Raw genomic sequence first — 22,603 nt, forward strand, 5'->3', positions numbered from 1 at the left:
CCCGCGGCGGCAATATCGCCCGGCGGGGGGCTGTTGTAGCAGTCAGCGTGTGCCAGGCCGCACTGAGCCGCGGTTGCACGGATTGTCGCTCGTCGACCCGGTCCGCTGGCACCGGATTCGTCGAGACTGGAATCGATTCACTCCGAGAGGCACGGGACGGATCACATGACCCTCGCGCCGCTGCTTGACGCGCTGGTAGCCCGCCCTGGTGGCGACCCGGCGCTGACCCGCGCGCTGGCCTCGCTGGACGAGCCCGTGCTGGACCTGGCGGGTCCCGCCGCGCTGCGGCCGTTCGCCGCCGCGGCGCTCGCCGGCGCCGGCCGCACCGTGCTGGTGGTGACCGCCACCGAGCGGGAGGCCGACGACCTGACCGAGGCGTTGGGGAGCCTGCTCGGCGCGGGGCGGGTGGCCGTCTACCCGAGCTGGGAGACGCTGCCGCACGAGCGGCTCTCCCCCCGTGCCGACACCGTCGGGCGCCGGCTGGCAGTGCTGCGGCGGCTCGCGCATCCGGGGGAGGACGGGGCCGAGCCGCTGGCGGCCGTCGTCGCACCGATCCGCTCCGTGCTGCAGCCGCAGGTCGCCCGGCTCGGTGACCTCGCACCGGTGGCGTTGGCGAAGGGGGACAGCGCCGACCTGGAAGAGGTGACCGCCCGTCTCGTGGGCATCGCCTACCACCGGGTCGACCTCGTGGAGCGGCGCGGCGAGATCGCCGTCCGCGGTGGCATCCTCGACGTCTTCCCGCCCACCGAGGAACATCCGCTGCGGATCGAGTTCTTCGGGGACGAGGTGGAGGACATCCGCCACTTCTCCGTCGCCGACCAGCGCGCGCTGCCCGAGCAGGGCGGTGCCCCCGAGCAGGGCGGTGCCGGGCCGAGGCCGGCGCCGCTGCTGTTCGCCCCGCCGTGCCGGGAGCTGCTCCTCACCGACGACGTCCGGGCCCGGGCCGCGCGGCTCGCGCAGGAGCATCCGCAGCTCGTCGACATGCTCGACAAGATCGCGCAGGGCATCCCGGTCGAGGGCATGGAGGCACTCTCCCCGGTTCTGGTCGACGAGATGACCCTGCTGCTGGACGAGCTCCCGCGGGGCTCCCGGGTCCTCGTCTGCGACCCGGAGCGGGTGCGGAGCAGAGCCACCGAGCTGGTGCGTACCAGCCAGGAGTTCCTGGACGCCTCCTGGAGCGTCGCGGCGCTGGGAGGCGGGGCTCCCATCGACCTCGGCGCGGCCACCTACCGGTCCGTCGCAGAGGTCCGCGAGCACGCGGCCGAGCGGGGCATCCCCTGGTGGTCGGTCAGCCCGTTCGCCTCGGAGGCGGCCGGCGACGATGACATCTTCGGCGACGACACGGTCGTCGCCAGCCTGCGTCCCGCGCCGACCTATCTCGGGGACACCGCCCGGGCCACCGCGGACATCAAGGGCTGGCTGGCCGACTCGTGGCGGGTGCTGCTGGTGACCGAGGGGCACGGGCCGGCCCAGCGGCTCGTCGAGATGATGCGGGAAGCCGATCTCGGCGCCCGCCTCGCCGCCGACGCCGAGGTCGTCCCCGGCGTGGCCATCGTCACGCAGGCCCAGCTCGGCCAGGGCTTCGTCAGCCCGACGCTGCGCCTCGCCGTGCTCACCGAGACCGACCTGGCCGGCGCCCGCGGCGTCACGACCAAGGACATGCGGCGGATGCCGAGCCGCCGCCGCAAGGGCATCGACCCGCTCGCGCTGACCGCCGGCGACCTGGTCGTGCACGACGCCCACGGGGTCGGCCGCTACGTCGAGATGGTCACCCGGACGGTGGCCGGGGCGAAGCGTGAGTACCTGCTGCTGGAGTACGCCCGCGGTGACCGGCTCTACGTCCCCACCGACCAGCTTGAGCAGGTCAGCCGCTACGTCGGCGGTGAGGGCCCGAGCCTGGACCGCATCGGCGGCGCGGACTGGGCCAAGCGCAAGACCCGCGCCCGCAAGGCGGTCAAGGAGATCGCCGGGGAGCTGATCCGCCTCTACAGCGCGCGGATGGCGGCGCCCGGCCACGCCTTCGGCCCCGACACGCCCTGGCAGCGTGAGCTGGAGGACGCCTTCCCGTTCCGGGAGACCCCCGACCAGCTCTCGGCCATCGACGAGGTCAAGGCCGACATGGAGAAGCCCGTCCCGATGGACCGGGTGATCTGCGGCGACGTCGGCTACGGCAAGACCGAGATCGCGGTCCGGGCGGCCTTCAAGGCGGTGGGGGACGGCAAGCAGGTCGCCGTCCTCGTCCCGACCACGCTGCTCGTCCAGCAGCACTACCAGACCTTCGCCGAGCGGTACGCCCCGTTCCCGGTCGTGGTCAAGGCGATGAGCCGGTTCAACTCCGCCGCCGAGCAGCGGGCGGTGCTCGACGGCCTCGCGAACGGCACGGTGGACGTCGTCATCGGCACCCATCGCCTGTTTTCCAGCGAGACGAAGTTCTCCGACCTCGGCCTGGTGATCGTCGACGAGGAGCAGCGGTTCGGGGTCGAGCACAAGGAGCACCTGAAGAAGATGCGGACCGCGGTCGACGTGCTCACCATGAGCGCGACGCCGATCCCGCGGACCCTGGAGATGTCGATCACCGGCATCCGGGAGCTCTCGACCATCGACACCCCGCCGGAGGAGCGCCACCCGGTGCTCACCTCGGTCGCCGCCCACGACCCGAGCCAGGTGGGGGCGGCGATCCGCCGGGAGCTGCTGCGCGAGGGGCAGGTCTTCTACATCCACAACCGGGTCGAGAGCATCGACCGGGCGGCCGCGCGGCTGCGTGAGCTGGTCCCCGAGGCCCGCGTCGCCACCGCCCACGGCCAGATGAACGAGGACACCCTCGAAGGGGTGATGGTCTCCTTCTGGGAGAAGAAGTTCGACGTCCTGGTCTGCACCACGATCGTCGAGTCCGGCCTGGACATCTCGAACGCGAACACGCTGATCGTCGAGCGGGCCGACAACTTCGGGCTCTCCCAGCTGCACCAGCTGCGCGGCCGGGTCGGCCGTGGCCGCGAGCGCGCCTACGCCTACTTCCTCTACCCGCCGGACCGGCCGCTGTCGGAGACCGCGCACGACCGGCTCGCGACCATCGCGCAGCACAACGACCTCGGCGCCGGCATGGCGGTGGCGATGAAGGACCTGGAGATCCGCGGCGCCGGCAACCTGCTCGGCGGCGAGCAGTCGGGGCACATCGCCTCGGTCGGCTTCGACCTGTACGTCCGGATGGTCGGGGAGGCCGTCGCCGAGTACAAGGGTGAGGTCGAGGAGCCGATCGAGGTCAAGGTCGAACTGCCCGTCGACGCGAACCTGCCGCACGACTACGTGCCCAGCGAGCGGCTGCGGCTCGACGCCTACCGCCGGCTCGCCGCGGCCGTCACCGCCGCGGACATCGACGAGGTCCGCGGCGAGCTGACGGACCGGTTCGGCCCGCTGCCCGAGCCGGTGGAGAACCTGCTGGCGGTCGCCTCCCTGCGGGTGCTCGCCCGCCGGTACGGCGTCAACGAGATCACCGTCGCGGGCCGCCAGATCCGGATCGCCCCGCTGGAGCTGCGGGAGAGCCAGACGCTGCGCCTGAACCGGCTCTACAAGGGCTCCGTCGTCAAGCCCGCGGTGCGGACGGTGCTGGTTCCGGCGCCGACGGAGACCGGCCGGATCGGGTCCCGCCCGCTGCGCGACCGGGCCCTGCTGGCCTGGGTCGGCCAGCTGCTCGAGGCCGTCGCCGGGGACTCGATCGCCGCGGCGGCCAGCCGGTAGGTCGCGGCGGCCAACTGGTAGGTCGTCGGGGCGTTCGTCCGGGCCGCTGTCCGGGCGGACGCCCGCGGGGTCGTCCGGGGTCGTCCGGGCGGTCGTCCGGGGTGGCCAAGGCAGCCCCATACACTTCTGGGCCGAGGAGCGGATACGGTCACTGCTGTGAAGTTTCCGCGTCTTCTGGCCGGGCTCGGGCTCGCCGTGCTCACCGGCCTCGCAGGTACCGCATGCACGTCCCACGCCGGTGCGGCGGCCCAGGTCGGGTCGAGCACGATCGAGACCTCGACCGTGCGCGGCATCGTCGACCGCGGCCTGGCAGCGGCCGAGACCGCCCAGACCGCGCAGACCCTCACCCGTACGGCGCTCCAGCGCCGCACGATCACCATGCTGGTGGACCTCAAGGTGCGTGAGTCCGCGGCGAAGAGCCTCGGGGTCACGGTGAGCGACCAGGACCTCAACGCCTTCTACCAGGCGAGCGCGGTGCTGGGCTACGGCGGCGTCAAGGAGTTCGAGACGAACGCCGCCGCGCTCGGCTACGCCAAGGAGGATCTCCTGACGGCGATGCGGGTCGGTGCGCTGGAGTTCGCCATCGCCGACAAGGTCGCGCCGACCACCCTCGCCTCCCCCGACTACGCCCGCGCGCAGTACGACGGCCTCGTCCAGCAGCACGGCGAGCTTCCGCTGACCTACGAGGCGGCCCGGCCGTACCTGCAGCGGTTCCTGGCCTCCGACCAGCGCAACGCGAAGATCCAGCCGGTGCTGACCGACACCGCGAACCGGTTGGGCGTCTCGGTGAACCCCCGCTTCGGGGAATGGAACGCCAAGGAATCCGTCGTGGACGAGGCGCCGGGCACCATCGCCACCACGGAGGAGCCGGTCGCCTCGACGGCCGAGCTGACGCTGTAGGGCGCAGGCGTCCGACGTGAGCGCACACATCACACTGGTCGCGACGAGCGCCCGGGTCGCGCCGGGCCTGCTCACGGCCGCGGCCTGGGATCTGCTCCGCTCGGCCGCGGTCTGGACGGCCTGCCCCGACCACCCGCAGGCTCCGGCGCTGCGCGAGGCCGGTGTCGAGGTGTCGGTGCTGGTGGAGGGCGAGATCGAGAGCTGGGCTGCCGGCCAGGCCGAGGCCCCGGCCGGCGGCGCCGGTCCCCTTGCCTGGCTGCTGGCCGCTGCCGGGGCGTCCGGCCAGGTCGCGTGGCTGCTGGATCCGGTGTCGCCGAACGTCGTCGACCGGGCCCTGCTCACGGCCGTCGGCGGCACCGGGGCCGACCAGCTCGCCCGAGTCGACCAGCTCGCCCGAGTCGACCAGCTCACCGCCACCCGCGAGCTGCCCGGATCGGCCCTGCTGGACGCGGTCGCCGTCATGGACCGGCTGCGCTCGCCCGGCGGATGCCCCTGGGACGCCGAACAGACCCACACCTCGCTGGCGCCCTACCTGCTGGAAGAGGCGTACGAGGCGTACCAGGCCATCGAGGACGGCGATCTCACCGAGCTCCGCGAGGAGCTGGGGGACGTCCTGATGCAGGTGCTCTTCCACGCGCGGGTGGCGGCCGAGGCCGGTCCGGGCGGCTGGGACGTCGACGACGTCGCGGCCGGGCTGTCCGCCAAGCTGATCAGGCGCCATCCCCATGTCTTCGCCGACGTCGCCGTCTCCGGCGCGGACGAGGTCGTCACCAACTGGGACGCGATCAAGGCGACGGAGAAGAACCGGAAGTCGGTGACGGAGGGGGTGCCCCTGTCCGCGCCCGCGCTGTCCCTGACGGCCAAGCTGCTGCGGCGTGCGGGCAAGCTGGGCCTCCCGCTCGACCTGGCCCTTCCCGCTGGTTCGCCGGCTCCGGGAGCTTCGCCGGCATCGGCGGCTCCGGCGGCCCCGACGGCCGCACCCGGTTCGGCGGGGCTCACCGCGCTCATCGCCGAGCTGGCGCGGGGCCTCGACGCCGATCCGGGCGCGGGACCTGCCGTCGCCGAGCGGTCGGTCGGTGACCTCCTGTTCGTCGCCGTGGCGTTGGCGGCCGCACTCGACGTCGACGCCGAATCCGCGCTGCGCGGGCGTGCCCGGTCGTTTCGGGACAACCTGGCCCGGGCAGAATACGCGGCGCTGGAACGCGGTGTCGAGCCGCGTGGGCTGGATGCGGCTGGCTGGAGCGCGCTGTGGCGATCGGCGGCCACCTCGCCGACGGCGACCACGGAGCCTTCCGCCGACGGATCCTGAACGACCTGGACGACCTTTCGCGCGACGGAACCTGAACGCTCCGGCCGCGGGAGATCCCCCGGTTCGCAGGCACCGCACTAGCCTCGAACCATGGTTGGAACGCCCAGGCAGGCAGTGGCCGATATCCAGCGCTTCGCGCGGCGGCGCGCCGCCCCGATCATTCTTGAGCTCGACCTGACCTCCGACCTGGTGGAGGGCGTGCCCGCGGACCCGCTGACCGCCGCGGTCGCCCACCGGCGGCCGACCCTGCGCGAGGTCGTCGACGGGCTGCGCCGCGCCGCGCGGGACGACCGGGCGAAGGTGCTCGTCGCCCACATCGCGGCTGGCGGGATGCCGCTGGCCCGGGTGCAGGAGGTCCGCGACGCGGTCGCCGAGTTCCGCGCCTCGGGCGGCGTCACCTTCGCCTACGCCGACACCTTCGGCGAGTTCGGTGGCGGCACGGTGGCCTACTACCTGGCGTGCGCGTTCGACGAGATCTGGCTCGCGCCGCCCGGGGACGTGGGCCTGACCGGCGTCGCGATGGAGACCCCCTTCCTGCGGGAGGCGCTGGACCGGCTCGGGGTGAGTGTCGAGATCGGCCAGCGCCACGAGTACAAGAACGCGGTCAACACGCTGGTGGAGCGGGACTTCACCCCGGCGCACCGCGAGGCGCTCGGGCGGATCGTCGACTCGTGCGCGGAACAGGTCGTGGCGGAGGTCTCGGCACGTCGAGGGCTGTCGCCTGACCAGGTCAGAAGAATGATCGATGACGCCCCGATGTCCGGGCGGGCCGCGTTGGAGGCGGGCCTGGTCGACCGGATCGGCTACCGGGACGAGGCCTATGACCAGGTGCGCACGCGGGCGCGTGAGCTCGCCGGGACGTCCGGCGTCGGATCCGATGCCGACGGTGACGGCGGCGTCGAACCGACGTTGATGTACGTCTGGGCGTACCGGCGTGCCGAGGTGCGCCGGGAGGCCTCCCCGGTGCGCAGGGCCCGGGGCCTTGCCGCGGCTCTTCCGGCGTCGGTGCTGCCGGGGCAGTCCGGTGGTGATCGGGCGCGGTGGCGGTCCGGCACCGGTCCGGCTGCGGCGACGCCGGACGTGGCGGCGGAAAAGGCGGCAGCCACGCCGGACGGCGGGGCGGGGACGGCGGCCGGCGGTGATCCGAATGTGGTCCCACCGGAGATCGATCCGCGGACGTCGGTGGTCGCACTCATACACGGCACCGGTCCGGTGGTGCTGGGGTCCGCGGCGCTGCCGTTCGGGGGGCCGGTCCTCGCGGCGGACGCGGTCACGGCGGCCTTCCGGGCGGCGGCCCGGGACTCCTCCGTGGCCGCCGCGGTCTTCCGCGTCGACAGCCCAGGCGGTTCGTATGTGGCCTCGGATGTGGTCCGTCGAGAGATCGAACGGTTTCGTGCCACCGGGCGTCCAGTGATCGTCTCGATGGGTGCCGTCGCGGCTTCCGGCGGCTACTTCGTCGCGCTCGGCGGTGATCTGATCGTTGCCAACCCGGGGACGCTGACCGGTTCCATCGGAGTTTTCGGTGGCAAGCAGGTCGTCCGTGACCTGCTCGACAAGGTCGGGATCGGCTTCGGTGCGGTCGCCGCCGGCGAGAACGCGCTCATGATGTCCCCGCGGCAGTCGTTCACCGAGGCCGAGCGGGCGAAGCTGGAGGAGTTCCTCGACCGGGTGTACGCCGACTTCGTGGGCAAGGTCGCACAGGCCCGGCGGATGTCGCACGCCGAGGCGCACGAGCTGGCCCGCGGGCGGGTCTGGACGGGCGCCGACGCCCATCGCCACGGTCTCGTCGACGAGCTGGGCGGGCTGGCCCACGCGATCGACCTGGCCTGGGCCCGGGCCGGCCTGCCGGCCGAGGAGACCCCACGGGTGCGGCTCACCCCGAAACCGTCGGTGCTGGACCGGCTGCGCACCCCGAAGTCCAGTGAGGAGCCGGGCGCGGCGGCCGCGCGAACCGTGACGAGCCTCGGGGTCCCCGGCATCCGGGGAGTTCTCGGCGTTCTCACCGCGTTCGACGCGCTCGGAGGGCTCGGCGCGCTTGCAGGGCTCGGCGCGGTCGGTGGCGCCCATGGTGGTCTGCCAGTGGGCTCCGACGGGTTCGCCGGCGGCTGGGGCGCACTCGCGCCGCTCGCCGCGCGGGCGGGGCTGCCCGTCCACGGGCCGCTGCTGATGCCTCCCGTGGGGCTCGTCCGCTAGCTCCGACCGGACGAGCCAGAAGATCTGGGGATTCTGGTCGCCGGAGCCGGAGCCGGAGCCGGAGAGCCCGGAGGTGCGACTGAAGCTGCCGCCGCTCGAAGATCATAAGATTTTGGTCGTCCCGACGACCAGGATCCTCAACTCTTGCCCGGCAGCGACGGCTTCCCGAAGTTCGGGATCCTGCGACGGGCTCCGGAACGACCAGAATCCTCGGATCTTCGAGCCGTGGCTTCGGGTGGCCGGCCGGGGCGGGGGCGGCCTGAGCCACCCACTATCGGGGCTGCCCACCAAGGTGATGTGTGCGACGCCGGGCGGATTCGTGACGCGGCCGACCGGCGACGGACGCGGCGTCCGCGTCAGCGTGGCGCGACCGGGAGGCGACGCGGCGGCGCGCCGCGGCGGTAGTCTCGCACCGACCGGTTCGTCCGGACGGCGTCGCTCGTCCCCGGGTGCTCCGCAACCAGCAGTCTTCGCAACCAGCAGTCTCCGCAAAGATTTCAGTGCCGCAAGCAGGATCCGTCCCGCGCCGGTGCCCCGGTAGCGTCCCATCGAAAGGTGTGCTCGTGCCGTCCATCGAGGCTGTCGGAGCTCGCGAGATTCTCGACTCGCGAGGCAATCCCACCGTCGAGGTCGAGGTCGTTCTGGAGGACGGAACGCCCGGCAGGGCCGCTGTCCCCAGCGGAGCCAGCACCGGCGCCTTCGAGGCCGTCGAGCTGCGCGACGGGGGCGACCGGTACGGCGGCAAGGGCGTCACGAAGGCCGTCGACGCCGTCATCTCCCGGATCGGTCCGGCGATCATCGAGATGGAGGCCACCGAGCAGCGGCTGCTCGACGCGCGCCTCATCGAGCTGGACGGGACGCCCGACAAGTCGCAGCTTGGCGCGAACGCGATCCTCGGTGTGAGCCTGGCGGTCGCCAGGGCCGCCGCGGCCGCGAGCGGGCTGCCGCTCTTCCGCTACATCGGCGGGCCCAACGCCCACCTGCTGCCCGTGCCGATGATGAACATCCTCAACGGTGGCGCGCATGCCGACACCAACGTCGACATCCAGGAGTTCATGATCGCGCCGATCGGCGCCGGCACCTTCGCCGAGTCGCTGCGCTGGGGCGCGGAGATCTACCAGGCGCTCAAGAGCGTGCTGAAGGGCCGGGGCCTGGCGACCGGCGTCGGTGACGAGGGCGGTTTCGCCCCGAGCCTGCCGACGAACCGGGAGGCGCTCGACCTGATCGCCGAGGCCGTCGACAAGGCGGGCTTCAGCCTGGGTGACGACATCGCGCTGGCGCTCGACGTCGCGTCGACGGAGTTCTTCGAGAAGGGCTCCTACACCTTCGAAGGCACCGGCCGGTCGGCCGACCAGATGATCGACTACTACGCGGATCTGGTCGACTCGTACCCGATCGTGTCCATCGAGGACCCGCTCGCCGAGGACGACTGGGCCGGCTGGGCGAGCATCACCACCCGGCTGGGCTCGCGGGTACAGCTCGTCGGCGACGACCTGTTCGTCACCAACCCGCAGCGTCTCGCCCGCGGCATCGCCGAGGGCGCGGCCAACGCGCTGCTGGTGAAGGTGAACCAGATCGGCACCCTGACGGAGACGTTGGACGCCGTCAGCCTGGCCCACCGCAACGGCTACCGCTGCATGATGTCGCACCGCTCTGGCGAGACCGAGGACACCACGATCGCCGACCTCGCGGTCGCGGTCGACTGCGGCCAGATCAAGACGGGTGCCCCCGCGCGCAGCGAGCGGGTGGCGAAGTACAACCAGCTGCTGCGGATCGAGGAGGAGCTCGACGACGCGGCACGGTACGCGGGCTCCGGCGCGTTCCCGCGGCGGGCGACGACCGCCCGCTGAGCCGAATGCCCTTCCGGCGGAGGGCGCTGACGACAAGGGCCACCCTGCTGGCCATCGTCATCTGCGTCCTGGTTCTGACCCTGGCCTACCCACTGCGGCTGTACCTGCAGCAGCAGGCGAAGATCTCCGAGCTGACGCGCACGAACGCACAGCGGCAGACGAGGGTCGACGACCTGCGTGACGAGGTCGCGCGCTACAACGATCCGGAATGGGTGAAGGACGAGGCGCGCCGCCGGTTGCACTACGTCCTGCCCGGAGAGAAGACGTACCTGATGCAGACGAGCCCCCAGCCGACAGCGGAGCCCGACGTGGGCGCCGGTGGCGGCGGGGGCGGCCAGTCCTGGTACAACCAGCTCTGGTCACAGCTCGCCGAGCCGGCTACGCCGACCCCGGCGGCGCAGCGGTGAGCGGCCCAGTGGTGAGCGGCCCAGTGGGAAGTGGCGCGGCGGGAAGCGGGGCGGCGTCGGGGTCCGCTCCGGCCGCGGGGCTCGGGGCCGAGACCGAGATCGTTCGCCGTCAGCTCGGGCGGGTGCCACGGGCGGTGCTCGGTGTGGCCCACCGCTGCACGTGCGGGCTGCCAGACGTCCTCGAGACGGCGCCGCGCCTCGAGGACGGAACGCCCTTCCCGACCCTGTTCTACCTGACCTGTCCGCGGGCCGCGGCGGCGATCTCCCGGCTGGAAAGCTCCGGTGTCATGCGGGAGATGACCGCCCGGCTGGCCACCGACCCGGACCTTGCTCGCGCCTACAGCGCCGCGCACCGCGACTACCTGGCCCGCCGCGATGCCCACGGCGTGCTCGCGGGGAACCCGAGCGCCGGTGGGATGCCGGACCGGGTCAAATGCCTGCATGTGCTGGTCGCGCACAGCCTGGCTGTCGGTCCCGGTGTCAATCCGTTCGGTGACGAGGCTCTCGCGGCACTGGCTGACTGGGGGGCCCGTGGGCCCTGCGTCGGCCTCGAGCGCGCATCCTGTGCGGAGGAACCTGCGAGCTCGCCCGGTGGTGCGGCGGGCGGTGGCCAGGGACGAAAGGGGACCGCCGGATGAGTCGCGTCGCAGCGATCGACTGTGGCACCAACTCCATCCGCCTGCTGGTGGCGGAGGTCGACGAACAGTCCGGGGGTGCCGGAGGGCGGCTGCGTGAGCTCACCCGCAGGATGGAGATCGTCCGTCTCGGTGCCGGCGTCGACCGGACCGGTGAACTGGCGCCGGATGCGCTGGCCAGGACTTTCGCCGCGCTGCGCGACTACGCGGACGAGATCGACCGGCTGGGCGCGACGCGGGTCCGCATGGTCGCGACCAGCGCCACCCGGGATGCCCGCAACCGTGCTGAGCTGGTAATCGGCGTCCGTTCGATCCTCGGGGTCGATCCGGAGGTGATCACCGGTGGTGAGGAGGCGGCGCTTTCCTTCACCGGCGCGATCGGGGACCTCGACGCCGTCGACACACCGATCCTGCTCGCCGACATCGGCGGTGGTTCCACCGAGCTGGTGCTGGGTGACGCGAGCGGGGTACGCGAGTCCATCTCGGTGAACGTGGGCTGCGTCCGGATGGCCGAGCGCCACCTGCACGACGACCCACCGACCCCCGCACAGGTCGCCGCGATCGTCGCGGACGTGAACGCGGCTTTCGACGTCGCCGAGCGCGTCGTGCCGATCACCAGCGCGGCGACCCTAGTCGGTGTGGCGGGCACGGTGACCACGGTCGCGGCGCTCGCGGCCGACCTGCCGGCCTACGACGCCGATCGCATCCACCTGATGGTCACCTCGGCAGCCGACGTGGCGGCGGTGACGGAACGCCTGGTCGCGATGACCCACGCCGAGCGGGCGGTGCTGCCCGTGATGCACCCGGGTCGGGTCGATGTCATCGCGGCAGGTGCGCTGGTGCTGCGGACGCTCCTGGAGCGGTCCGGTACCTCCGCCGTGATCGCGAGCGAGCGGGACATTCTGGACGGCATCGCGCTTTCTCTCGGTGGCGTGGTCGAGTCGGGCGCGCGGTGACCGCTCCCAGCCGGCAGGCTGGGAGCATGGTCGTTGACGCCGGACCGGACGACCGGGCGGCTGGTACGGGTGCCGGACCGGCCGCACCGGGGACGGGGTGGCCGAACGACCCCGCCACGGTGGACACGCTGGTGGCAGACACGGCGGGCCGTGTCGTCGAGCTTGCCGCGACGGCGGCGGACTGCGCCGGGCTCGACGCCCGGGTCTCGGTCTGCCGTGCCTGTCCCCGACTGGTGCAGTGGCGGGAGGAGGTTGCCGCCGTCAGGCGCGCGGCGTTCGCGGACCAGCCGTACTGGGGCAGGCCGGTGCCCTCGTTCGGTCCGCCCGACGCGCGGCTGCTGATCGTGGGGCTGGCGCCGGCCGCGCACGGCGGGAACCGCACCGGTCGGATCTTCACCGGTGACCGCAGTGGGGACTGGCTGTTCGCCGCGCTGCACCGGGCGGGTCTGGCTCGGAAGCCGACCTCGGTCGCGTCGGGGGACGGCCAGGAGATGATCGATAGCAGGGTGGTGGCCGCGGTCCGCTGCGCGCCGCCGGCGAACAAGCCGACCCCGGACGAACGGAACACCTGTCGCCCATGGCTGGTCCGGGACCTGCAACTCCTGCGACCGACGCTGCGGTCGATCGTGGTGCTCGGCGGATTCGCCTGGACCGCGCTGTGGCCGGCGCTGCGCGCGGCCGGCTACACCCTTCCGCCTCGCCGGACGCCCTTCGGCCACGGTGTGACCGTGGACCTGGCCGAGTTGCGGATCTTCGGGTGCTACCACCCCAGCCAGCAGAACACCTTCACCGGCAGAGTGACGGCTCCGATGCTCGACGTGGTCTTCTCGCGAGCGGTGGAGCACATCGCCGGTGTTCGCGACGCTCCCTGAAATCGCATCGGCGGGTATGGTTTCGGACCGCGCTGTGCTGTGTCCGGCCATCGGGGACCTCGTTGTGGCCTTCCCGGCGTCACGGGAATCGTCCGATCATTTGTCGGTTGCCGACACCTTCCCACCATGCGAAACAGTGGGGCAGATCACTTTTCGCGGTGTCGTGCGGCGCGAAACGACGGCGACCTCGCCTAGCGGGGCCCCAGGTGCCCGCGGTCACGGCTGCACTTTCGCAACGACGCTTCTCCTGCCACGGAGCGGAATTCTCTCCGTGGGGAGATCGAGTCACGATCGATCCGATTGTTGTGACAGATAACAGCAGATGAACTCGCGGGGGGCGCCCGTGCGGCCCGGTGCGCTCGGGCGTCGGGCCGTGCGGCCTTCCGGCCGGCAGCCCGGGCGGAAGACGTTGCTGCTCCGTTGCTCGTTCGTTCACAGTCGGCGGGTGTCAGTCGGGTGCGGCGGGGAGCACACCGCCGAGCGGACGGCCTCGAGCAGGCGGCAGGCGGGTCGCGGTGCCGTGGCGGTTCTTCGGGGCCGCGCCCGCGGGGAACGGTGATGCGTATCGTCGCGGGGCTTTCGGGTGGAATTTCCAGCCCGATTCCGGCGTCCCGCCGGATGCATCTGCCAGGCGTTCCGGTCGGTGCCGGAACGCCTGGCGGAACGGAATGCAATGGAGCTGATCGCCGTCGTCGTTCTGGCCGCGCCGCCGCCATGGAAATCGGGGGTTTCAGCGTGCCGCGGGTCGCCGTCCCAGAAGACACGCAATGTGGGTGGCGGCGGGTGCGTGACGTCCGTGGTGGGCTGGCGTGGCCGATTTCTGGTTGGGGTCGGGTGCGCTTTCCGCGCGATCGCCGGGACGCCGTGGCGGACACAGCGCCGTTGCGACCCGTCCGGCCACATGGCTGCAGCGGCATGGCTCGTGACTTTCCGTGTCTGTCGCCGCCGCCGCCGCCCGGCCAGCGAGGTGCCGCTGCCTCCGGCCGGACCGCCGGCGCTGCGCGGCGCCGCCGCCCCGCTTCGGCATGTCGACCGCCTGGCTGGCCCGACGGTTACCGGGGCTGCTGCCGAGGGCGGCCCAGGGCCGACGGGTGCAGCCAGTGGGCGGCTGCCGCCGGTGCGGCGTCGACGGATCCGGGCCGGCAGGCAGGCCGCGGCACCCGTGATGTTGCGCTGGCGACATTGCGCGAGGCGGACGTCGGGCGCTTCGGACTCCTCGGTATTCTTGATCTTGTCTTCGCCGTTGATCGGCTATAGGTGATCAAGGCCGGTCCTCCTGGCGCATCCTGGTGGCGGATCCTTCCGGATCCGAACCGTGATGTGACCCCTTGCCGTGGGATGGCGGTTCACGTGCCTTGGTCGTCACCAGGAGTCACGAATTCGTCCGGGTCGGCCGGTCCGGGCGACTTTTCCTGCGATGCGTTATTCCCAGACCCTACGTAGCGTGGTAGAAACATCAGCGATGTGCACGAGCCGGTGTATCCCAACAGGTAGAGGAGGCTGTCCTAAAAACAGCTCGAGTGTCGGTTCGACTCCGACCACCGGCACCTTTCAATGTCGACCGGCCGCCTCGTATTGCCCCTGAGGTCGGCGATCGAACGGGCACGGGCAGTGCCCGGGAGACCTTTGTCTGAACAGCGAAGCTCTGGATCTGGATTGCGGTCGAGCTGATCTCGCCGAGCTGACTCTCTCGGCCGGCTTGGCCGCGTCCTCTTCTGCCCCTTATGTCTAGTCCGACTCCGCTGCCCGGCCGCACCTCTCCTGGATTGCTCGCCGCAGCACGGACGTCACCCAATGCCGCAAGCGCGGAACCCGGTCGGCCCCCGTGGGCGTTGTACTGTGTGATCGTCGCGTGGCGACCTGTCCGCGCGGGCAGGCTGGGGAGGTCCAAGCCGATGGCAGAGCTACGTTCGTCCAACCCGGCGTTCACCCGAACAGGGTTCGGGCAGGGCCGCCCACCGGCGCCTCCGGAGGGCTCCTGGCAGCCTGGCGGGTGGCCACCGGCGCCGCCGCCCGGCCAGCCCGGCTACCCACCGCCGGCTCCCGTGCGGGAGAGGCTGACCTACGACGACGTGATCATGCACACGCTCGGCGTGTTCGCGGTCATGTTGGTCCTCGCGGGCCTGGGCTGGTACATCGCTCCCGACTCGCCGGGCCTCGCGATCGGTGCCTTCGTCGCCGCCCTCGCCCTGAGCTTCGTGATCTCCATGCGGGAGCGGATCAGCCCGCCGCTGGTGGTCGTGTTCGCCGGGCTGGAGGGCCTGGCCGTCGGCATCGTCTCGCGGTACTACGAGACGGCCTTCTCCGGCATCGTCCTGCAGGCTCTGCTCGGCACGGCGTTGGTGTTCGTCGTCATGCTGGTCGCGTACCGCAGCCGCCGTCTGCGGGCCACCCCGCGTATGGCCAGGATCGTCATGGGCACGCTGCTCGCCGTCGTGCTGCTCGGGTTCGTCGATCTCGGCATCCGGATCTTCACCGGTAGCCACCTTCCCGTGATCAACGACCCGTCGCCGCTGGGCATCCTGTTCAGCATCGTGGTGCTGGCGGTGGCCAGCCTGCAGTTCATCCTCGATTTCGACTACATCGAGCGGGCTGTCGCCAGCGGTGCGCCTCGCGAGGAGGCCTGGCGGGCGGCCTTCGGCCTGCTCGTCGGCTTCGTGTGGGTGTACCTGGAGCTGCTGCGGCTGCTCTCCAAGCTCCGCCAGTAGGGACAAGGGGGACCAGCGGGCAGGTGCGGGACGGAGCGGCGGGGAGACGTCCGCGGCTGACGGTAGGGCGGGCCGCGGGCGTCTCGGCTGTCACCCGGAGCGTTGCGGGCCGGCCGCGGTGGGCGTCACCCTGATCACGCAGCGCTGCTCCCGCTCCATCGCGGCGCGGTAGTCCGCCCAGTCCGGGTGCTCACCGGAGATCTGCCGGTAGTAGGAGACCAGAGCGTCGTGGGCCTCGGGCAGCCGGATGACCTGCGCGGTGCCGCCGATCTGCACCCATGGCCCGAAGAAACCATCGGCCAGGACGCAGAGGTACACGCGGGGATCGCGTTCGATGTTCGCCGTCTTCAGCGCCGTTGTCCGGGTGCTGATCACCAGGGCCCCGTCGGCGTCGACACCGACGAGGACCGGGGACAGCTGGGGAGTGCCGTCGCGGCGGGTCGTGGCCAGCACGGCACGGTGATGATCGCGGATGAAGGCACGGGCGGCGTCAAGGTCCACCGGATCATTCTCGCCTCAGACCTGGATCGCGTGCCGACGCAGGTCGGCCTCGTGCACCACGGCGGCCGCGTACCGGTGCGGCACGCCGTGGATGTCCCTCAACCAGCCCACGCGTTCCGAGAAGCGCAGCAGACCCGGCCCTTCGTTGAGGCAGGCCAGCCAGTGGCGTAGATCATGGCCGGTGGCCTTGGGCATGCGGTCGATAAGACCCCGGTGTGTCTGCGGGGAGTGATATATCGGGGAGCGATACAGCGACATGCGCGCCTCCAGAGGACTTGCGGTGTGTCAGCGGTACATGTGCCGAGCGTGCGCCTCGCCGTTCGCTCGGGCAAGACGTGGCGAGTGCCTCGGCAGGTATCCTGCTCGGATGTCGGATTCGCTCCGCGAGGTCAACCGGCAGGCCAGCCTCCTGGTCTCCAGGGCACGGGGCTGGACGGGTTCCGCCTGGGATGTGCGGATCACCAGCGGTGAGACGAGAGCCGACCGGCTCCGTTCCCTGATCGACGAGCTCGCGCTGCTCGGCCGGCAGGCGGGCAGCGGTGCGCCTCCCGGGGCCCGCCCACCCCGCGTCGCCGACCATGCGCTGCCCGACCAGCTGATTGTGCTGGTGGACGACTTCCTGGCCGCCGCGGCGACGCCGACGGCGGTTTCGGGCCCGGCCGGACCCGGCCAGGGTGATCCGGAGCTGACCGCACGGGCGCTCGCGGTGGTGACCGCGGCCAGGGGCGATCTCGACGGGCCCGGCTTCGGGTTCCGCCCGAGCTGACCGGTTCGCCGGCAGTGCTGCGCGGCTGCTTCCCTGCTCGGCTGGCTGATTGGCCGACCGTCAGTGCAGGTGCCACTCCTGAGCCAGGGTCTGAAGCACCGGAGCGGCGGCCAGGCGGGCTCCGTCGAGTGTCAGGTGCACCCCGTCTCTGGTGCGGATGAGCACGGAACGCCCGCTGCTGTCGGTCAGGTAGTCGGTGTACTGGCCGGCGTTGGACAGCATCGGACGAAGGTCCAGGAAGCGTGCACCGGGAACCCGCTCGGCGGCGGCCTGGGTCGCCTCGTTCATGCGGGCGAAGTAGCCGTTGAGGGTGCCGGACCGGGCCGGCGGCAGGCTCAGCCAGAAGACGCGCCGGCTGCCGCCGTCGGACCAGATCCGCATCAGGACGATCGCCCGGCGGCGGTACTCGGCCGCCCACTCGTCCGAGCCCGCGGGCAGGATCGTGCCGTCGGGCTGGGTGATGCCCTGGCCGTCGTTGCCACCCATGATCACGACGATCGCCTCCGGGTTGCGCCCGGCGATCTGGAGCCGGGCGTGGGTCGCCCAGTCGAAGAAGTCCGGTCGTACCAGCCCGGTGCCGAAACGGGTGTCGGTCTCGGCATGGATCGTCGCCGGCTCGGTGTTGGCGATCGTCGGTCCCAGCGACTCGGTCAGCGAATCGCCCGTGACCAGGACCCGCAGCGGATCGGTAGCGGTCGGCGTCCGCAGGGGCGCCGCCGCGACGACGTTCTCCCTGCGCTGGGGAGCCTGGTCCTGGCCGCCGGTCGCCCCCGGCTCGGCCAGCGCGGCGGCTGAGGCGAGCTCGGAACTGTCCGCCTTCGCGCCGGTCGGGTCGGGGTGCCCGAACGCGGTTGTCAGAAGCCGGTCGGGCTGGTTGAGCCTGAGCGTGGAGGTGATCCGGTCCAGCGGGCGGGCGACTCCGAGGACGAGATCTCGGGTGGTGCCCGGGGGCATCCCCTCGCCGGCGTGCACCATCGCCGCGGATCGCAGCACGGCAAGCAGCCCCAGGCACGCGGCCACCAGCAGCAGCGCCCGGCGCGCGGACATGGTGGGCACCGATGGCGCCGACGGCTCGGGCCCTGCAGCCGACGGTTCAGCAGCCGACGGTTCAGTGGCCGGCGGTCGTGGCGCGGCCGGGCCCGCGGTGGCCGGACTGGCCGGAGTTCGGCTGGCGGCCGCCGGGGCTCCGAGTGCCGCAGGGGTTTCCGACGCCGCTGGGGCCGCGGGTGCTGGGGCCGCGGGTGCTGGAGCTGCGGGTGCCGCTGGGTTTGCCGACGCCGCTTGGGCAGCCGAGGTCGCCGGTGTCACGGTGGCCGGTGCGCTGTTGGCGCGAGGGGCGGTCACGGCCTGGCCGGGTGGGGTGGGCGCCGTCCGATCCGGGTTGCGGCGTGGGGCAGGCGCGGATGGCGTCGAGGCCGTCGGCTCGTCGCGCTGCGTCATGAACACTCCCCGCGATCAACGGCATATGTATTCGGATGCTTACCTTAAGTGATGATCGCTGGTTCTGCCGCTTGACCCACGCTCCGTCCGTGAGCTTGGAAAGGAGCTGCCGAAGGCCTGGAGGTAGCCCCGGCCTGAACTCGGGCGCGCGGAAACGGGTGGGAAGTCCGCCAGCTGACCTTCTGGTATCCGGTGGGCGAAAAGGCTTCGCTCGCTGGTCACATGCGAGACGCCCGCCGGTTGTGACGGTGCGCAAATCTTGGCCGACCCGCACTCCTCGGATCACACTTTCTCGGGCAAGGAGCCCCATGGTCGACCTCGATCGTCGCCGGTTTGTGACCCTGGCCGGCGGCGCCGCCGCACTGACCGCGCTCGACCAGAGCATCGCGCGCGCCGCCGCGATCCCCGCGAATCGCCGGACCGGGACCATCCGGGACGTCGAGCACGTCGTCGTCCTCATGCAGGAGAACCGCTCGTTCGACCACTACTTCGGCGCGCTGCGCGGCGTCCGGGGTTTCGGTGACCCGCATCCGGCCATCCTTCCCAGCGGAAAGGAGGTCTGGAGCCAGCCGAACGGCACCGGTGAGCTCCTGCCCTTCCACCCCGACGCCGCCGACCTCGGCGCGGCCTTCCTCACCGGGCTTCCGCACAGCTGGTCCGACGGCCAGCGGGCGCTCAACAAGGGCGTCTACGACCAGTGGGTGCCGGCCAAGGGCACGGCCACCATGGCCTACCTCCAGCGGCAGGACGCGTCCTTCCACTACGCCCTGGCGGATGCCTTCACGGTCTGCGACGCCTACTACTGCTCGTTCATCGGCAACACCGATCCCAACCGCTACTACATGTGGTCGGGCTGGACGGGCAACGACGGCAAGGGCGGCGGGCCCGTCCTCTACAACGACGAGCTCGGCTACGACTGGAAGACGTACCCGGAGCGGCTCGAGGCCGCGGGCGTCAGCTGGAAGATCTACCAGGACGAGGGAACCGGTCTTGACGACGCCGGTTCCTGGGGCTGGACCAGCGACCCGTACATCGGTAACTACGGCGACAACTCGCTGCTCTACTTCAACAGCTACCGCAACGCGGTGCCGGGCGACGCGCTGTACGAGAAGGCTCGCCGGGGCACGAAGAACCGGGATGGCCAGGACTACTTCGAGCTGCTTCGCGCCGACGTCGCGAAGAACCAGCTGCCGAGTGTCAGCTGGGTCGTCGCACCCGAGACGTTCAGTGAGCACTCGAACTGGCCGACGAACTACGGCGCCTGGTACATCGCCAAGGTTCTCGACGCGCTGACCGCCAACCCGGAGGTGTGGAGCAAGACCGTCCTGCTCATCACCTACGACGAGAACGACGGCTTCTTCGACCACCTTGTCCCGCCGCACGTCAACAACCCGCTGATCCCGGGTGCGAGCACAGTCCGGACGGACAACGAGTTCTACACCGGACCGCTGGGTGACGGCCATTACGGCCTCGGGCCCCGGGTGCCGTTCTTCGCGGTCTCGCCGTGGAGCGTCGGTGGCTGGGTCTCCTCGGAGACCTTCGACCACACCTCGATCATCCAGTTCCTGGAGAGGCGATTCCGGATCAAGGAGCCCAACATCACGCCGTGGCGGCGCGCGGTGTGCGGCGACCTCACCTCGGCGTTCGACTTCTCCCGTGATGCCCGTAACCCCCGGCTGCCCGACACCACCGCGTGGGCGCCGGCCGACCGGCTGCGCCACCCCACCTACCGCCCGAGCGTGCCGGCGGTGGGCCAGATGCCGAAGCAGGAGTCCGGCACCCGGCCGGCCCGCCCGACGCCGTACTACCTCGAGGCCACGGAGAAGAGCACGGCGAAGAAGCCGGTGATCTCCGTCGAGCTCGACAACCGTGGGTCGCTCGGTGCGCACTTCCAGGCCCGGCTGCTCGCCCCCGTCGGTGCGCCGCACAGCTACACCGTCGGCGCCGGGGACCGTCTGCGCGCGGATTGGCCGGTCAGTGGCGACTACGACATCCACCTGCATGGCCCGAACGGATTCTTCCGGCGGTATGCCGGCACGGCCGCGTCGGACACCGTCACCGTCACCGTGGCGCGCTCGGGCCGCTCGAAGACGCTGCAGCTGTCCATCGACGCGCCGAAGGGCGTCGCCGTCGAGGTAGCGAGCGCCTACCAGGGGCGGGTCTCCCAGGCGAAGGGCAACAAGAAGATCACAGATCACCATTGACACCCGTGGCAGTGGCGGCTGGTACGACCTGACCGTCACCGTGCCGGGCACCACCTGGGTGCGCGGGTTCGCGGGGCACCTGGAGGACGGCTCGTCCTCGATCAGCGACCCGCAGCTGGGCCACTGACCTCGCTGCTGCCGCCGAGCAAGAAGTGAGGATTCTGGCTGCTGCGGCAACCAAAATCCTCCTTCTTGTGGATTGTCAATCGACATCTTGTGGATTGTCAGTTGACTCTGTGTGTCATTCATCCATATTGACCTGAATTGCTGGTGATCTCCTACGTCGTGTCGTTGCCCCGGGCTGTTCCACGGACGCGGTCAGAACCGGAAGTAGATGAACGGGGCGACGTCCTGCTGGCCGACGAAGGCGTAGATCACCAGCAGGAAGGTGACCACCAGGATGATCTGGGTGCCGAGGCGTCGGGCGGCGAACAGGCCCTGGGCGCGCACCCACCACCAGCTGGGCACCGCGGCGGCGCCCAGCCCCGCCACGATCGCGACCAGCACGGTCGTCGTCACCAGCGGAGAGGGCCCGCCGGCGGTGAACAGCCGGCCGAAGATCTCGGCCGCCGTTCCGAGGTCGGGGGACCGGAACAGGACCCAGGCCGCGCAGACGAAGTGAAAGACGAGGATCCGTCCGAGCCAGACCCGGGGGAGGTTCGTCGGGCCGCGCATCGGGGTCGTCGCCGCGATCGGCGGGGCCGCCGTCTCGAGCGCGGCCGCCCCTGCGGCCAGCCCGGGTTCGTGGGGACCGGTCGGTGCGACGCGGGTGCCCGGCAGCTCCTCCCACGACGGCGTCGGCGCGGGCAGGGGGTGAGACGCCGCAAGCCCGGGTTCTGTCAGCTCGGGCTGTTTGGGCCGCGGCAACACCACCGTGCCGCCTGCCCCGCCGGCACCGCCGGTTCCGCCGGCACCGCCGGCACGATGCCTGGGCCCGGTGGACCCGGTGGACCCGCGCCCGGGACGTCCGCCCGGTCCGCCGCGGTGCGCGCGCCAGGCGCGCTCGCCGGCGAGGACGCCGCCGTGCAGCGCGCCCCAGATGACGAACGTCCACGCCGCGCCGTGCCACAGACCGCCGAGAACCATGGTGATCATGAGGTTGAGGTAGGTCCGGCGGCGCCCGCGGCGGTTGCCGCCGAGTGGCAGGTAGACGTAGTCGCGCAGCCAGCGGGACAGCGTCATGTGCCAGCGGCGCCAGAAGTCCTGCAGGCTGACGGCGGCGTAGGGGCGGTCGAAGTTGTCGGGGAACCGGAAGCCCAGCAGCAGGGCCACGCCGATCGCGATGTCCGAGTACGCGGAAAAGTCGCAGTAGATCTGCACGGCGTACCCGTAGACGGCCACCGCGATCTCGCCGGACGAATGCTGGCCCGGGGCGTCGAAGACCGGGTCCACGATCCGGGTGGCCAGCAGGTCGGCCAGGACGACCTTCTTCACCAGGCCGCCGCCGATGAGGAAGATCGCCCGGGTGACCTGAACCTGGCTCGGGTCGCGCGGAGTGGCGAGCTGGGGGGTGAACTCGCTCGCGCGCACGATCGGCCCGGCGACCAGGTGGGGGAAGAAGGCCTCGTACACGGCGAAGTCGATCAGCGAGACGGGCCGGATGTCGCCGCGCCAGACGTCGATCACGTAGGAGAGTGCCTGGAACGTGAAGAAGGAGATGCCGATGGGCAGCGCCACCTGCAGCAGCGGCAGCGGTGCGGGCAGGCCGACGTCCTGCAGGGCCCGGTCGACGGACAGCGCGAAGAAGCCGTAGTACTTGAACCAGCCCAGCAGTCCGAGATCGCAGACGATCGCGGCGATCAGGATCCGTCGGTCGCGCCAGCGCCCGATCGCCACGGCGGCGAGCTGGTTGATCAGCGTCGAGGAAATGATCAACAGGACGAAGCGGGCGTCTGCATAGGAATAGAAGAAGTACGAGGCGGCCAGGATGAACGGTTTCCACAGCGCCGGAATCGGCATGAGCAGCCAGGAGACGGCCATGACGATCACCAGGAACGCGGCGAACTCGATCGTAGGAAATACCACGCGTAACCGTCCGGCGTCTGCTACGGAAAGGAAAAGATTCACTACAGAACGTAGTTGAAGTGCGGCGGATGCGCCGCTCGACGGGCCTGGACACACGCTGGT

Annotated in this window: 17 protein-coding genes and 1 tRNA gene; 14 read left to right on the forward strand and 4 right to left on the reverse strand. The window is 71.4% G+C overall.

All coding sequences use genetic code 11. The features are described 5' to 3' along the window. Positions 1-165 precede the first annotated feature (165 nt). From mfd to FREUN1FDRAFT_RS09810, 11 genes are all read left to right on the forward strand, one after another. Positions 166-3,735 (forward strand): transcription-repair coupling factor, encoded by a 3,570-nt coding sequence (mfd, locus tag FREUN1FDRAFT_RS09760; RefSeq protein WP_006539851.1) that lies wholly within the window; start codon positions 166-168, stop codon positions 3,733-3,735. 156 nt (positions 3,736-3,891) lie between these two features. Beyond that, positions 3,892-4,635 (forward strand): hypothetical protein, encoded by a 744-nt coding sequence (locus FREUN1FDRAFT_RS09765; RefSeq protein WP_006539852.1) that lies wholly within the window; start codon positions 3,892-3,894, stop codon positions 4,633-4,635. Positions 4,636-4,651: 16 nt separating this feature from the next. Next, complete coding sequence (locus FREUN1FDRAFT_RS09770) at positions 4,652-5,944, forward strand: MazG family protein (RefSeq protein WP_006539853.1); 1,293 nt, start codon at positions 4,652-4,654, stop codon at positions 5,942-5,944. A 90-nt stretch (positions 5,945-6,034) separates the two neighbouring features. Further along, on the forward strand, positions 6,035-8,137 hold the full coding sequence (sppA, locus tag FREUN1FDRAFT_RS09775; RefSeq protein ID WP_035951166.1) for a signal peptide peptidase SppA: 2,103 nt from the start codon (positions 6,035-6,037) through the stop codon (positions 8,135-8,137). Between the two features lie 563 nt (positions 8,138-8,700). Beyond that, positions 8,701-9,987 carry a phosphopyruvate hydratase gene (gene eno, locus FREUN1FDRAFT_RS09780; protein ID WP_006539856.1) on the forward strand — a complete coding sequence of 429 codons (1,287 nt, stop codon included), beginning with the start codon at positions 8,701-8,703 and terminating at the stop codon, positions 9,985-9,987. Positions 9,988-9,992: 5 nt separating this feature from the next. Next, positions 9,993-10,394: a septum formation initiator family protein gene (locus FREUN1FDRAFT_RS09785; RefSeq protein ID WP_006539857.1), complete on the forward strand. Its 402-nt coding sequence runs from the start codon at positions 9,993-9,995 to the stop codon at positions 10,392-10,394. Between the two features lie 8 nt (positions 10,395-10,402). After that, positions 10,403-11,032 carry a DUF501 domain-containing protein gene (locus FREUN1FDRAFT_RS09790; RefSeq protein ID WP_006539858.1) on the forward strand — a complete coding sequence of 210 codons (630 nt, stop codon included), beginning with the start codon at positions 10,403-10,405 and terminating at the stop codon, positions 11,030-11,032. Next, positions 11,029-11,985, forward strand: a complete 957-nt coding sequence (locus FREUN1FDRAFT_RS09795) for a Ppx/GppA phosphatase family protein (RefSeq protein WP_006539859.1) — start codon at positions 11,029-11,031, stop codon at positions 11,983-11,985. The genes FREUN1FDRAFT_RS09790 and FREUN1FDRAFT_RS09795 overlap by 4 nt, the downstream gene beginning before the upstream one ends. Before the next feature lie 26 nt (positions 11,986-12,011). Next, positions 12,012-12,857: a uracil-DNA glycosylase gene (locus tag FREUN1FDRAFT_RS09800; RefSeq protein ID WP_006539860.1), complete on the forward strand. Its 846-nt coding sequence runs from the start codon at positions 12,012-12,014 to the stop codon at positions 12,855-12,857. Positions 12,858-14,329: 1,472 nt separating this feature from the next. Then, a tRNA-Leu gene (locus FREUN1FDRAFT_RS09805) sits at positions 14,330-14,404 on the forward strand. A 348-nt stretch (positions 14,405-14,752) separates the two neighbouring features. Continuing rightward, positions 14,753-15,565 carry a Bax inhibitor-1/YccA family protein gene (locus tag FREUN1FDRAFT_RS09810; RefSeq protein ID WP_006539862.1) on the forward strand — a complete coding sequence of 271 codons (813 nt, stop codon included), beginning with the start codon at positions 14,753-14,755 and terminating at the stop codon, positions 15,563-15,565. Positions 15,566-15,655: 90 nt separating this feature from the next. Here FREUN1FDRAFT_RS09810 and FREUN1FDRAFT_RS09815 read toward each other — a convergent pair whose 3' ends face one another. After that, positions 15,656-16,066 carry a PPOX class F420-dependent oxidoreductase gene (locus tag FREUN1FDRAFT_RS09815; protein WP_006539863.1) on the reverse strand — a complete coding sequence of 137 codons (411 nt, stop codon included), beginning with the start codon at positions 16,064-16,066 and terminating at the stop codon, positions 15,656-15,658. 15 nt (positions 16,067-16,081) lie between these two features. Continuing rightward, complete coding sequence (locus tag FREUN1FDRAFT_RS09820) at positions 16,082-16,324, reverse strand: DUF4287 domain-containing protein (protein WP_006539864.1); 243 nt, start codon at positions 16,322-16,324, stop codon at positions 16,082-16,084. Between the two features lie 109 nt (positions 16,325-16,433). On the opposite strand from FREUN1FDRAFT_RS09820, the gene FREUN1FDRAFT_RS09825 reads away from it, so the two are divergent. Further along, the gene (locus FREUN1FDRAFT_RS09825; protein WP_006539865.1) at positions 16,434-16,832 is read left to right on the forward strand and encodes a hypothetical protein; all 399 of its coding nucleotides are present in this window, start codon (positions 16,434-16,436) and stop codon (positions 16,830-16,832) included. Positions 16,833-16,892: 60 nt separating this feature from the next. Here FREUN1FDRAFT_RS09825 and FREUN1FDRAFT_RS09830 read toward each other — a convergent pair whose 3' ends face one another. Next, positions 16,893-17,879: a DUF459 domain-containing protein gene (locus FREUN1FDRAFT_RS09830; protein ID WP_006539866.1), complete on the reverse strand. Its 987-nt coding sequence runs from the start codon at positions 17,877-17,879 to the stop codon at positions 16,893-16,895. 701 nt (positions 17,880-18,580) lie between these two features. Between FREUN1FDRAFT_RS09830 and FREUN1FDRAFT_RS09835 the strand changes: the two genes are divergently transcribed. Together FREUN1FDRAFT_RS09835 and FREUN1FDRAFT_RS45050 are read left to right on the forward strand one after the other, a co-directional pair. Next, positions 18,581-20,476, forward strand: coding sequence for a phosphocholine-specific phospholipase C (locus FREUN1FDRAFT_RS09835; RefSeq protein ID WP_006539867.1), 1,896 nt, complete (start codon positions 18,581-18,583; stop codon positions 20,474-20,476). Further along, entirely contained in the window at positions 20,472-20,603 is a 132-nt protein-coding gene (locus tag FREUN1FDRAFT_RS45050; protein ID WP_232295130.1) for a phospholipase domain-containing protein, read from the forward strand. The genes FREUN1FDRAFT_RS09835 and FREUN1FDRAFT_RS45050 overlap by 5 nt, the downstream gene beginning before the upstream one ends. 191 nt (positions 20,604-20,794) lie before the next feature. Here the strand turns inward: FREUN1FDRAFT_RS45050 and FREUN1FDRAFT_RS09840 are convergent, their stop codons facing one another. Beyond that, positions 20,795-22,501, reverse strand: coding sequence for an MBOAT family protein (locus FREUN1FDRAFT_RS09840; protein ID WP_006539868.1), 1,707 nt, complete (start codon positions 22,499-22,501; stop codon positions 20,795-20,797). Between the last annotated feature and the right edge of the window lie 102 nt (positions 22,502-22,603).

It is taken from the genome of Parafrankia sp. EUN1f (genome assembly GCF_000177675.1).
GTDB lineage: Bacteria > Actinomycetota > Actinomycetes > Frankiales > Frankiaceae > Parafrankia.

Excerpts from the sequence above, each read along its gene's own strand:
- FREUN1FDRAFT_RS09835 (WP_006539867.1), top strand. The coding sequence starts at position 18,581 with ATGGTCGACCTCGATCGTCGCCGGTTTGTGACCCTGGCCGGCGGCGCC.
- sppA (WP_035951166.1), top strand. The coding sequence starts at position 6,035 with ATGGTTGGAACGCCCAGGCAGGCAGTGGCCGATATCCAGCGCTTCGCG.
- FREUN1FDRAFT_RS09810 (WP_006539862.1), top strand. The coding sequence starts at position 14,753 with ATGGCAGAGCTACGTTCGTCCAACCCGGCGTTCACCCGAACAGGGTTC.
- FREUN1FDRAFT_RS09825 (WP_006539865.1), top strand. The coding sequence starts at position 16,434 with ATGTCGGATTCGCTCCGCGAGGTCAACCGGCAGGCCAGCCTCCTGGTC.
- FREUN1FDRAFT_RS09795 (WP_006539859.1), top strand. The coding sequence starts at position 11,029 with ATGAGTCGCGTCGCAGCGATCGACTGTGGCACCAACTCCATCCGCCTG.
- FREUN1FDRAFT_RS09800 (WP_006539860.1), top strand. The coding sequence starts at position 12,012 with ATGGTCGTTGACGCCGGACCGGACGACCGGGCGGCTGGTACGGGTGCC.
- FREUN1FDRAFT_RS09820 (WP_006539864.1), bottom strand. The coding sequence starts at position 16,324 with ATGTCGCTGTATCGCTCCCCGATATATCACTCCCCGCAGACACACCGG.
- mfd (WP_006539851.1), top strand. The coding sequence starts at position 166 with ATGACCCTCGCGCCGCTGCTTGACGCGCTGGTAGCCCGCCCTGGTGGC.
- FREUN1FDRAFT_RS09830 (WP_006539866.1), bottom strand. The coding sequence starts at position 17,879 with ATGTCCGCGCGCCGGGCGCTGCTGCTGGTGGCCGCGTGCCTGGGGCTG.
- FREUN1FDRAFT_RS09785 (WP_006539857.1), top strand. The coding sequence starts at position 9,993 with ATGCCCTTCCGGCGGAGGGCGCTGACGACAAGGGCCACCCTGCTGGCC.